This is a genomic window from Marinobacter sp. (assembly GCF_044799475.1).
In the GTDB taxonomy this organism is placed as follows: Bacteria; Pseudomonadota; Gammaproteobacteria; order Pseudomonadales; family Oleiphilaceae; genus Marinobacter.
This window is the reverse complement of sequence record NZ_CP085217.1, coordinates 2,274,072-2,286,106: the sequence shown is the minus strand read 5'-3', so window position 1 is coordinate 2,286,106 and position 12,035 is coordinate 2,274,072. Positions and strand designations below refer to the sequence as shown.

Below are 12,035 nucleotides of genomic sequence, written 5' to 3'. Positions count from 1 at the left end.
TGGGCGCTGGACGGTCATGCTGTTACACATCCCCAAATCACCTGGTTGAGAAAAAGTTGAGGTTGAATCCATGACAAAGCGCAGAAAAACCATCGGCGGTAACTGGAAAATGAACCTTGACCGCAAGGGTTCCATCGCACTGGCCGAAAAGCTGGCGAGTGAGGCGGACACGGAGTCGCTGGATCTCTGTATTTACCCCGCCCTGCCCTGGCTGGACGGGGTTGCCGGGGTACTTGGCGGAGCGGCAAGTCCCATCAGGCTTGGCGCCCAGAACTTCTATGGAAAATCGAATGGCTCATTTACCGGAGAGATTTCTCTGGAGATGCTCCGGGACATCGACTGCCAGATGGTGCTGGTGGGACACTCGGAGCGACGCCACAAGCTGGGGGAGCCGGATGTCCTGGTAAATCAGAAACTCCTGACCGCTCTGGATGGCGGATTTGATGTCACTCTGTGCATCGGTGAAACTCTGAAGCAGCGGGAGGCGGATCAGACGGATGCAGTCAACACGGCGCAGCTTTGCTATGGCCTGGCGGGTGTCAGCTCGCAGCAGTTGGCACAGGTCACCATAGCCTACGAACCGGTATGGGCCATCGGTACCGGCGAGAGCGCCACGCCGGAAGATGCCGCATCCGCTCATGCCGCCATTCGTCGGTACATGGAATTCGCCTACGGTGCGGAAGCGGCCGCCGCTATCCGCATCCAGTACGGCGGCTCGGTAAAGCCGGACAACGCCGCAGATTTTTTCGCCCAGGAGGATATTGACGGAGCCCTGGTGGGGGGCGCCTCTCTGGAGGCGGAGGATTTCCTGCAGATTATCCGGCTGGCCGCATCCGCGGATGGCAACTGATCGGGAATCCATCCATTGGCTTCGACAGATGAAAGGAGAAGTAACGGCCCCCAAAAACATAACTGGCACGCTGGCGACATCGCGGATGTTCTGGCGGAGCTCGACGTCCGCACGGAAAATGGGCTGACGGACGACGAGGCCCAAGAGCGGTTGAAGCGCTACGGACCGAACCAGCTGCGGGTTGCGGAGAGCCGGCCCTGGTGGCAGATTCTGCTGGGGCAGTTTCACAGTATCGTCATCTATCTGCTGGGCGGGGCCGCCATTCTGGCGTTTGCCACCGGCCGCCTGCCAGAGGGTTTTGCGGTCCTGGCGGTGCTGCTGGTCAATACCGCTATCGGCTTTGTCAGCGAATGGAAAGCAGTAAGATCGATGGCCGCCCTGCGCCGGCTGGGAGAACACATGACCCGGGTCCGGCGGGACGGCAGAGAGCGTGAGATTGCCGCCCCGGAAATTGTGCCCGGCGATATCGTACTGCTGGAGGCCGGCGACCTGGTTCCCGCTGATTTGCGGCTGATAGAGGCGGAACACCTGAGGGTTAACGAAGCACCCCTGACCGGCGAGTCTGTTCCGGTGAGCAAATTAACCGATTCCCTGGCCGAGGATACGGACCTCGCCGATCGCAGGAACATGCTCTACAAAGGCACCAGCATTGCCGACGGTAAAGCATTGGCTGCTGTAGCGGCCACGGGCTCCGAGACGGAACTGGGCCGGGTGTCAGCGCTTGCGGAATCGGCCGAGGGAACCGTCACGCCCTTGCAGCAGCGACTGAATCAACTGGGGCGCCGCCTCGCCGTATTGACCATTTTTATTGCCATCGCGGTCGCCGCGGTGGGTTTTCTGGTGCGGGCGCAAGAGGCGGCGCTGGTGATAGAGACGGCGCTGGCCCTGGGTGTGGCGGCGATTCCTGAAGGCCTTCCCATCGTCGCCACCATTGCCCTCGCCCGCGGCATGTACCTGATGGCGGCCCGCAACGCTCTGGTAAATCAGCTCACCGCGGTGGAAACGCTGGGGGCAACCCGGGTGATTTTTTCGGACAAGACCGGCACCCTGACCGAAAACCGGATGCGGCTGCAAAAAATCGTCACCCCCACTGGTGAGCTCGTGCTGGGGGAAAGCGGGGCTGGCGAAGCACTGGCGGACAAGGAGGGAGTTCGCCGCGTCCTGGAAGTGGGCGTGCTCTGTAATGGCGCTTCCCTCAGCCAGGAACAGGGGGAAGACAATCCCCGCGGTGATCCCACTGAAGTCGCGCTTCTGGCGGGAGGAAAAGACCTGGGGCTGGAACGGGACTCGCTGCTGGAAGACCAGCCCGAGGCCCGGGTTGAAAAATTCGAGCCCCGGCTCAAGAAAATGGCCACCTTTCATGAGGATAATGGCCAGTATTATGTCGCGGTAAAAGGCGCTCCCGAGGCCGTGCTGGAGGTCTGCAGTAATATCCTGGCGGATGACGGCACGGAGCCGCTGGATGACGAGACGCGCCAAAAATGGGCCGAACGCGCCAGCCAACTGGCAGGCGAGGGTCTGCGCCTTCTGGCAATGGCTGAGAAACGGACGGAAGACAGGGATTCCGATCCCTATGAAGAGCTCTGCTTCCTCGGCCTTGCGGGCCTGCTTGACCCGCCCCGTGAAAAGGTTAAAGAGGCGATAGACACCTGTCAGGCGGCGGGCATCCGGGTGGAGATGGTGACCGGCGACCAGATAGAGACTGCCACGGCGATCGCCCGGGCCGTGGGGATCGTTGGGGGCAAGGATGACCCCGAGACAGTCAGCATGCTGGGACGCGATATCGGTTCTCCCGAAGATATCGACGAGGAGCGGCAGCAGAAGATCTACCGGGCCAACATCTTCGCCAGGGTGAGTCCTGAACAGAAGCTGGATCTGGTGACCATTTACCAGAACCAGGGAGAAATCGTGGCCATGACCGGTGACGGCGTCAATGACGCCCCCGCTCTGAAAAAAGCAGACATCGGCATTGCGATGGGCAAACGGGGCACAGAGGCGGCGAAGCAGGTCGCCGACATGGTGCTCAAGGACGACGCCTTTGAAACTATCGTGGCGGCGGTGCGCCAGGGAAGGGTCATTTTCGGCAACATCCGCAAGTCCGTTGTGTTCATGCTAACCACGAATGTGGCTGAGGTGCTGGCGGTTGCAGTAGCCACTGGCGCGGGATGGCCTTTGCCGCTGCTTCCTCTGCAGATTCTCTATCTCAATGTGCTCACCGATGTCTTTCCCGCTCTCGCTCTGGGGGTGGGTCCGGCCGGCGGAACTGAAATGAAAGAGCCGCCGCGCGACCCAGGGGAATCCGTGCTGACCCGGGCCCACTGGACGGAGATCACGGGATTTGCTGCCCTGATGGCAGCCTGTGTGCTGAGCGCTCTGCTGCTGGCAGATCACTGGCTGGGATTGACGGAGCTGGAAGCGGTAACGGTTTCTTTTCTGACTCTGGCTTTCGGCAAGCTCTGGTTTACGTTCATTCTACGGAGCCCGAAGTCCCCCATCCTGCGTAACGAAATCACACGCAACCCCTGGGTGTGGGGAGCGCTGGCACTCTGCATTGCGCTACTGGCAGCCGCGGTATACCTGCCAGTGCTCTCTGGCCTGCTGCAGACCCGGATCCTGGGCTGGCAGGCCTGGCTTCTGCTGCTGACAATGAGCGTCATTCCTTTTGTGGCGGGACAGGTGGTTCGAGAGATACAGAGGCGCCGGCTATCAGAACAAGACCGATGACAGTGGTTTATTATTTTACCGGCCTCATAAAGAAGCAGCATCGCTTTTCCATGGCGCACATCGTGGAATACCCATAACACGCAATCGATATATTCGGTCAGGACATTACACCTATCGTCGAATGAGCAGAGTCAGGTAAGCATCATGTATATTCTTTTTGATATTGGTGGGAGCACGACGCGGGTTGCGGCAAGCAGGGACTGCCATGAGCTTCAGGGCGAACCCATCGTGTTCGATAGCACAAGCAACCTGGAAGCGGACACGAAACGCATCGCCGATGCCGCCAGAACGCTTGTGGGGAGCCACAGCATCACTGCCGCTGCCGGCGGCATTGCCGGAGTTCTCGACAGCGAACGACGGACACTTCTTCGCTCGCCAAATAAGACCAGCTGGGTCGGCAAGCCCCTGGCAGAGCATCTCGAGAAGGGACTGGGCGCTCCTGTTCTGCTTGAAAACGATACCGACGTGGCCGGCCTGGGTGAGGCGCATGCCGGAGCTGGACAGGGCTATGAGATTGTCGCTTACCTGTCGGTTTCTACCGGCATTGGTGGGGGGCGGATTGTCGGCGGCATGATTGACGCCGCGCGGTCCGGGTTTGAGCCCGGCCATCAGATCATCAATCCGTATTGTCGCGTTTGTCCCGACTGTGTTGTGCGCAGTGCAGAAAGTGACAGCTGCGTCGACCTGGAAGGCCTGGCATCAGGCACGGCGCTCGGAAAGCGAACTGGCAAAAAACCCTACGAGGTAACAGACAGGGCAGAATGGCACCAGATTGCCTGCTGGCTCGCGATCGGGCTTAACAACACCATTGTCCACTGGTCCCCTGATGCCATTGTACTGGGTGGCTCGATGATGTGCGGCACGAAGGGCCGTGTTGTAAGCCTGGATGAGATAAACAGGCATCTGCGGGAAATACTCACCATTTTCCCCCGGGTTCCCGACATGCATCTGGCACAGCTTGGAGATTTTGGCGGCCTGTATGGCGCCATGGCGGTTCTGCGACAGGACATGTGACAGACCAGATTTCAGGAACTGCAGGTCAGTACAACCCTGAGCAATGGAGACTCAGAGACTGCTGGCTGAGATACCATTCTGGCAAGTGGCTGGCTGGCGGGTGGCCGGAGCCGAGTTGACAGCCAGCGAGTGGTTACCTTATTGTCATTTATCATTTTAATCATGCAGAGTTCCCGCATCTTTTAAATAAAAGGTTCTTTGTTTTTAAATAGTTAGATTCTTTTCTGCCGGCCTGTTCAAGGCCGGCCACTGACTTGATCCGTATCAGTAAATCAGGCAATGAGTGCTATTTCTGCTTCTTGCTGGACCACACTTTTATTAAGGAAGTTATCTATGACGTCATCGGTGACCGTTCAACTTCAGGTCGGCAATGCAATCCCGCCGGGTAACGAAAAGGAGACAGGCGAGATCATCGAGTTCTGGCGCCGGGCCAATGCATTCTTCGCGAATCTGCGTTTTACCGCCCAGGGACAGCTCAACGGATTGGCGGATTCCTACCGCGTCGGCCTGGATGCCGGAGAACTGATTGCAGCAATGGAAAACGCCAGAGATGAGTCCGGCTCGCTCTCCGGACACCAGGTGGCCCATCTGGAAGACCCCGCCAAAGCGATATCGGCCGGACTATCCGTTACCGTCTCCGCGGACAACCACACCACTACGGAGGAAGAGGGTTACCAGGTGGCCACCGTTTTTATTCAGCAGCTGGTGATAGCCGTGAACCTGCTCAGACCCGGCGCCATACAGCTTCTGGATACACGGTTTACCGGCGAAGGCTCCCATAAGTACGAGGCACAGAGTTACGACTCCGGAATTTATTACGGTGCCCTCAAAGCCTCCCAGGAAGACCAGTGGCCCCCATTAAAAGAGCTTTCCCTGGAACAGGTATGGGGGTGGCTGGAGGCCACTGAAAGCAGCCAGAAAGATACCGCCATAAAAAGCATCAATGAGGCGCTTTTCACTCTGCTGAAAGTGGCGGAGAAGCGCCTTGAATACAGCGCCAGAACGGCACTGCTGGTAATGTATCAGCTGGAAATACTGCTCGACTGTCGAGAGGTCAACTCCCAGGCTGACGTGTACCACCGAACCGGTTTGATCCTTGGCCAATTCCCCCACAGTGACAGCTGGCTTTCAGAGCTGCAGGGCGCCCGCAACGGCCTGTTCATGGCGAGCGTGCCGGTGCACCGTCCACCCCTGATCTGCCACACCACAGACAAGGCCCTTCGGCAACAGTTCGGGCAGCATCACTCGGCTGTCGAATCAGGCACAGCCGTTGTTCTGGCCCTTCTCCATGATCTTATTGCCCACGACGCACAGCGCTACAGATTTTCGGAAACCATGGCCCGGGCCTGAGTTCAACTGAAAAGCCCGCCAGGGGATTGAGGCCTTCCTGTTCAGGACAGCTGGAGGAATGAGATATGGGTAACGTAGCAACAGTGACAATGAATCCATCCATCGACCTTTTTGCCGAAGCCGAGCAATTGGTGGAAAACGGCAAGACCCGCTGCCACAACCCCAGCCATGAACCTGGTGGAGGCGGGATTAACGTGGCCCGCAACCTGCATCGCTTCGGTGTGGATGTGGTGGCAATTCTGACCGCAGGCGGCCTGCAGGGGGAGTTACTGAAACGAACCCTGAAGCGCGAGACATTCTCCTTTCATTGCGTCGACATCCAGGATGAGACCCGTCAATGCTTTGCGGTCACGGAGAAGGCCAGCGGCAAGCTCTTTCATCTTGTTTTACCCGGCCCCGAACTGCAGGAATCCGAGTGGCGGCAGTGCCTGGATACGTTCAACACGCTGCACCCGACCCCCGACTACCTGGTGCTCAGCGGCAGCCTTCCAGATGGTGTGCCGACTGATTTTTACGGCAATCTGGCGCGCTCAGCCGCTGACCGCGGAACCAGGGTGATACTGGATACATCCGGCAAGGCCCTTTCTCCCTCCCGCGGAAAAGGTATTTATCTCACCAAGCTCAACTTCGGAGAATTCACCGACCTGGGATATTCCGGTCCCGAGGACTACTCCAGCATCTTGCAGGCAATGGCGGAGATGGTGGATAAGGGCTTGACCGACAATCTGATTGTCACTCTGGATGCCGACGGCGCCCTGCTTGCCTCGAAGGCCGGTGAGCGGCTTCACGCCCGGCCTCCCGAAACCCGGGTAGTAAGTCACGTTGGTGCCGGAGACAGTTTCGTTTCGGTTCTGGTACACCAGCTTGATTCTGGCAAAACCGTGGCTGAGGCATTCCGCTACGGCGTGGCCGCCGCTGCCGCCAAGGTCAGCACGCCGGGTAATCAGCTCATGGACCTCGAAAAGGTTGAATCCATCGTCACAAAGGTGACGATTCGCGAGCATGATTAAAGATTCCTGTGGGGCGCGGCCAGGGCTCTTTCCCCCGGCTCAAAGGGATTTGATGCCATCCACCTCAAACCTCCAGGTCTGCTAATCGGCGCCGATATTTGATGGATAGGTTCCATTCTGTCTTCTATACTCCAGAAAGAGGCATTTAAAGTAAGGGTACTGACCAGCACTCCATAGCATTCCATAAGGGACGGAAACATGGATCAACGTCAAAAAAATATATTTATTCTTGGATATGATGAGCGCCATGGTCAGGATGTCCGGAAGATACCCGATGCTGACGCCTTTTGCTTCCACCCGCTTTTGGACGCGGACGAGGTAATACACCAGAAAAACTTCTACATCGATGACAAACTGGAAAAAGCTCGCGATGTATTGCGCAGTTTCGACGGGACAGTGGACGGGATTATCTGCCACTGGGATTTCCCGGCCACGTCCATGGCCGCAATTTTATGCGCCGAGTTCGGTTTGCTGTCGCCCTCGCTGGAGGCCGTCCTCAAGTGTTCTCACAAGTACTGGAGCCGTCTGGAACAACAGGCCGTAGTACCAGAAGCTACGCCGGGATTTTGCGCTGTCGACCCCTTCGACGAAAACGCCCCTGACAAAATCACGCTGGATTATCCTTTCTGGATAAAGCCGATCAAGGGATATGGCTCTACCCTGGGGTTTCGCATCAATAACAGGCGGGAGCTTGACCACGCTCTGGACGTAATAAAAGAAAGAATCAAACGTATCGGTGACCCCTTCAACAGGATTCTGGAAAAAGCGGATCTGCCACCTGAGCTGGGCGGGGTTGACGGTAATTACCTGATCGCCGAAAAGCTCGTCCATGGCTGGGAGTTTGCCCCCGAGGGCTATATCCAGCATGGCGAATTTCACGTACACGGCGTAATAGACATGGTTCGGGATAAAAACCGGAAGAGCTTCCTTCGCTACGAATATCCCTCCCAGGCGCCCCGCCGCATCCAGGACCGCGGTATTGCGATGGCCGAAAAAGTGCTTCGCCAGATCGGTTTCGACAATGGCTGTTTCAACATGGAATTTTTCTGGGACGAAGACAGCGACGACTTGTGGATTATCGAGATTAATCCCCGAATCTCCCAGTCTCACTGCTACCAGTTCGAAATGGTCGATGGCATGTCCAATCACGAGATAGCAGTGCATGTGGCCCTGGGAGATAGTCCGCAGTTCCAGCATCGCAGCGGGCCCTACCGGCATGCTGCGAAATTTCTGCTACGGCATTACACCCAGCAGGATGCAGTCGTTGACCGCGCACCTAATGACGAGGAGATCTCCCGTCTTGCCGAGCTGCAGCCTGATACCGAGGTAGTGTTCAAAGCACAGGAAGGAATGCGACTGTCAGAAATTCCAGACCAGGACCCCTACAGCTATATCCTCGCAGAGGTGCATGTTGCTGGCAAAACCCAGCATGAGATGGTCAAGCGTTACCACGAAGCACTTGAGTGGCTGCCCTTTGAATTCTCGCCAGTGCCGGATGACGAGGAAACATGACATGGGGGCAGGTAGCGAAAAAGCACGGCTGGACGAGATTGAGGTCGTCGAAAATGAATGGATCCCCCTTGCTGACGGCAGCCGGCTGGCGGCGCGGATCTGGCGTCCCAGGGAGGCAAAGGCACATCCCGTGCCCGCCATTCTTGAATACATACCCTACCGCAAGAGGGACCTGACCCGGGGGCGGGATGCCATCACTCAACCCTGGCTGGCGGCCCGCGGATATGCCTGCGTTCGAGTCGACTTGCGCGGTAGCGGCGACTCCGACGGCGTATTGACGGATCAGTACCGTGAGCAGGAACTCGATGACGGTATCCAGGCCATAAACTGGCTCGCACGGCAGGAGTGGTGTGACGGTAATGTCGGCATGATGGGAATCTCCTGGGGCGGCTTCAATGCACTGCAGATCGCCGCACGACGGCCATCTGCGCTAAAAGCCATCATCAGCGCCTGCTCAACCGATGACCTCTATGCCGATAACATGCACTACATGGGAGGCTGCCTGCTGACCGACAATCTCTCCGAATCAACCACCATGTTCTCCCACACCAGTTGTCCACCTGATCCCGAACTGGTTGGCGAGCGCTGGAAGGAGATGTGGCTGGCGCGGCTGAATGGAAGCGGCCTCTGGCTGGAAACCTGGCTGCGCCATCAGTGGCGAGACGACTACTGGCGCCATGGTTCCGTCTGCGAAGACTTCAGCGCCATTCAGTGTCCGGTGATGGCGGTAGGAGGCTGGGCTGACGGCTATACAAATGCCATTTTCCGCCTCCTGGCGCATCTGAAAGTGCCGCGCCAGGGACTGGTCGGCCCCTGGGGTCACAAGTATCCCCATCAGGGTATTCCCGGGCCGGCCATCGGCTTTCTCCAGGAAGCAGTCCGCTGGTGGGATCACTGGTTGAAGGGAGAATCGACCGGCATCATGGAGGAACCCATGCTGCGTGCATGGATGCAGGACAGCGTTCCCCCGACCACTTTTTACCATGAGCGTCCGGGACGCTGGGTAGGCGAATCCCAATGGCCCTCTCCGCGGATCACGGAAAAGACCTTCCTGTTCAGCCCCGGGAAAGAGCTCCTGGAGTCGGCCAGGCCGCCGGATGATGGAGCGACGGAGGCTGAGGCGTGCATCCAGTCGCCCCTGAATGTCGGACTCTTTGCCGGAAAATGGGCGTCCTACGCCGCTGCCCCTGATTTGCCGCACGATCAGCGCGAAGAAGACGGCGGTGCGCTCGTTTATGAAAGCGCCCCCTTGGCCGAGGACCTTGAAATCCTCGGCGCGCCTTCTGTGACATTGACACTTGCCAGCAATGAGCCGGTGGCAATGGTCGCGGTCCGTCTGTCCGATGTGGCGCCTGACGGCGAGGCAACGCGGGTCACCTATGGTTTACTCAATCTCAATCACCGGAGGGGCGACGAGCGCCCGGAGTTGTTGATCCCGGGAGAGTTTTTCAAAGTTGACGTATCGCTGAATCACATCGCCCAGGTCTTTCCCGCAGGGCACCGGCTACGCATCAGTATCTCAACATCCTATTGGGCCCTCGCCTGGCCACCGCCCAGGCCAGTGCGCCTGACCTTCAGGACACGAGGGTGCTCATTGCAGCTACCGGAGCGACCACCCGGGGACACAGATGCGCACATTGGTTTCGAGGATCCGGATGGGGCGCCGCCGATCGCGACGACCCTCATTGAGCCTGTCCATCACAACTGGCTGGTCCACAAGGACCTGGCAGCAGATCTGGCAACCCTTGAGGTTATCAAGGACAACGGATGTTATCGCATTGAGGAGATCAACCTTGAGGTCACCAGCCGGACCTGGGACTGGTACTCCTTTCGAGACTACGATTTCGATTCCCTCAGGGGAGAAACCAGAACTGAGCGATCGTTCCGCCGCGGAAGCTGGGCCGTCCATACCAGGACACGCACCATCCTCACGGCCGATGCAACGACATTTTACATCCAGGCGGAGCTTGATGCCTGGGAAGGCGACAAGCGGATTTTCTCCCGCAACTGGGATTCGAGCTTTCCGCGGGAATTTGTCTGACGGGCCTCATCCCAGGCGGGAATCAACTTCGATATCAGCCAGCTTGTGCAGGAAACGAAGGACTTCGGCCGGATTCCGGACATGGTAGTCAGCCAGAGAGCATGTCAGCCCATCGCCTACATAAATTCCCGGACCGTCTTCCCGGAGGGCGGAAAACGCATCTTCGTCAGTGACATCGTCACCTCCGTAGACAATGAATGGGCCCTCCTTGCCCGAAACTGGCAGAATGTCGATAAGCCATCGCAGCGCCCGCCCCTTGTTCCAGTCAACGGCTGGCTCCAGTTCCAGAACTTTCTTCCCGTTACGCTTTCTCAGGCCCGTTTGCCGGCGCATCTCCTCAACGGCTTCCTGCACCTTCTCCAGCACATCCTCGCTTTTCACTTTCCGGTAGTGAACAGCGAGTGAATAACGTTTGCGTTCGATAATCACCCCAGGCAGATCACCGACCCGCTCCCTTGCCATTTTTTCTGCATGGTCCACGTCTTTTACGGCATTATCCGCTTCCGGCAGGGTATGTTGATGGCCCTTCCCGGCAATGTCGAAGCCGTGATTTCCGGCGTAAAAGATCCCTTCCACATTGACCCGTGATTCCAGATCCTGCCGGTCCCGGCCGGAGATCACTGCCACCGGGCATGAGAAGCGCTCCAGCGCCGAACGGGCTTCTGCGGAAATCTCCGCCTGCCCGGGCTCTTCGGTGATTTCAGCCAGTGTGCCGTCAAAATCAAGAAAAACTGCCAGAGGGCGAGTGCCCTGCCAGGCCGAAATGTCTTCCATGTGATCCAGGGCGCTGGGGAGTTGCCGCAGAAAGCTCACGGCATAGACGTCGCTGGCGACACGATGAGCGCCGGCTTCCTCAAGCTTCTTTTCATTACCGTTTCGCGATACGCCCACCACCAGCCCGAACTTGCCCTCACGCCCCGCGCGGACGCCAGCGGTAGCATCTTCCAGAATAACGGCATCTGCCGGCGCCACATCCAGCCTGCGCGCAGCCTCCAGCATAATCTCCGGTTTCCCCCCGAGCTCCTGCTCCGCCGCCACCACGCCATCCACAATCACGTCCACGATGTCTGTGAGACCCGCCTGCTCGAGAACCTGCTGACCATTCCGGCTGGCAGTGATAATGGCCAGTTTCATGCCGCCACGCCGCCACCGCTTCAATGCAGCCACCGCATCCTCGAACACGTCTACTCCCTTTTCTTCCAGAAGCTGAAGAAACCGGGTGTTCTTGCGGTTGCCGAGACCGCAGATAGTGTCCTGATCGGCGGAATCCGCAGGCTTTCCGTAAGGCAGCGTCAACTGGCGGGAGTGCAGAAAATCCTCGACGCCCTGATACCTGGGCTTGCCGTCCACGTATTCGAGATAGTCGGCCCTGGAAAAGGGCTGCTGGTCGCTCTCACCGCTCAGGTAGTCATCGAACACCTGTTTCCAGGCCTGCATATGCAGATCGGCGGTGCGGGTCAATACGCCGTCCATATCAAAAATGGCGGCCTGGAATGGATGTCTTCGCTTCACGTCAAAAATCCTCCTGCCGGTA

The 12,035-nt window shown here is 58.1% G+C and carries 8 protein-coding genes; 7 read left to right on the top strand and 1 reads right to left on the bottom strand.

Annotated elements, in window-relative coordinates; all coding sequences use genetic code 11:
- The first annotated feature begins 70 nt into the window (after positions 1-70).
- The 7 genes from tpiA (at position 71) to LG327_RS10615 (ending at position 10,501) form a co-directional block, all read left to right on the top strand.
- Complete coding sequence (gene tpiA / locus LG327_RS10645; protein ID WP_404361788.1) at positions 71-850, top strand: triose-phosphate isomerase; 780 nt, start codon at positions 71-73, stop codon at positions 848-850.
- A gap of 15 nt (positions 851-865) precedes the next feature.
- Positions 866-3,574 (top strand): cation-translocating P-type ATPase, encoded by a 2,709-nt coding sequence (locus LG327_RS10640; RefSeq protein ID WP_404361787.1) that lies wholly within the window; start codon positions 866-868, stop codon positions 3,572-3,574.
- Between the two features lie 144 nt (positions 3,575-3,718).
- Positions 3,719-4,588: an ROK family protein gene (locus tag LG327_RS10635; RefSeq protein WP_404361786.1), complete on the top strand. Its 870-nt coding sequence runs from the start codon at positions 3,719-3,721 to the stop codon at positions 4,586-4,588.
- Between the two features lie 333 nt (positions 4,589-4,921).
- Entirely contained in the window at positions 4,922-5,938 is a 1,017-nt protein-coding gene (locus LG327_RS10630) for a hypothetical protein (protein WP_404361785.1), read from the top strand.
- A gap of 65 nt (positions 5,939-6,003) precedes the next feature.
- Complete coding sequence (locus tag LG327_RS10625) at positions 6,004-6,948, top strand: 1-phosphofructokinase family hexose kinase (protein WP_404361784.1); 945 nt, start codon at positions 6,004-6,006, stop codon at positions 6,946-6,948.
- A 198-nt stretch (positions 6,949-7,146) separates the two neighbouring features.
- On the top strand, positions 7,147-8,460 hold the full coding sequence (locus tag LG327_RS10620; protein WP_404361783.1) for an acetyl-CoA carboxylase biotin carboxylase subunit family protein: 1,314 nt from the start codon (positions 7,147-7,149) through the stop codon (positions 8,458-8,460).
- A 1-nt stretch (position 8,461) separates the two neighbouring features.
- Entirely contained in the window at positions 8,462-10,501 is a 2,040-nt protein-coding gene (locus LG327_RS10615; protein WP_404361782.1) for a CocE/NonD family hydrolase, read from the top strand.
- A 6-nt stretch (positions 10,502-10,507) separates the two neighbouring features.
- On the opposite strand, the gene otsB is transcribed toward LG327_RS10615, so the two are convergent.
- The gene (gene otsB, locus LG327_RS10610) at positions 10,508-12,013 is read right to left on the bottom strand and encodes a trehalose-phosphatase (protein WP_404361781.1); all 1,506 of its coding nucleotides are present in this window, start codon (positions 12,011-12,013) and stop codon (positions 10,508-10,510) included.
- Positions 12,014-12,035 lie beyond the last annotated feature (22 nt).

What these genes read in the sequence shown, in the direction of transcription:
- tpiA (WP_404361788.1), top strand. Translation starts at nt 71, where the DNA reads ATGACAAAGCGCAGAAAAACCATCGGCGGTAACTGGAAAATGAACCTT.
- LG327_RS10635 (WP_404361786.1), top strand. Translation starts at nt 3,719, where the DNA reads ATGTATATTCTTTTTGATATTGGTGGGAGCACGACGCGGGTTGCGGCA.
- LG327_RS10630 (WP_404361785.1), top strand. Translation starts at nt 4,922, where the DNA reads ATGACGTCATCGGTGACCGTTCAACTTCAGGTCGGCAATGCAATCCCG.
- LG327_RS10625 (WP_404361784.1), top strand. Translation starts at nt 6,004, where the DNA reads ATGGGTAACGTAGCAACAGTGACAATGAATCCATCCATCGACCTTTTT.
- LG327_RS10620 (WP_404361783.1), top strand. Translation starts at nt 7,147, where the DNA reads ATGGATCAACGTCAAAAAAATATATTTATTCTTGGATATGATGAGCGC.
- LG327_RS10615 (WP_404361782.1), top strand. Translation starts at nt 8,462, where the DNA reads ATGGGGGCAGGTAGCGAAAAAGCACGGCTGGACGAGATTGAGGTCGTC.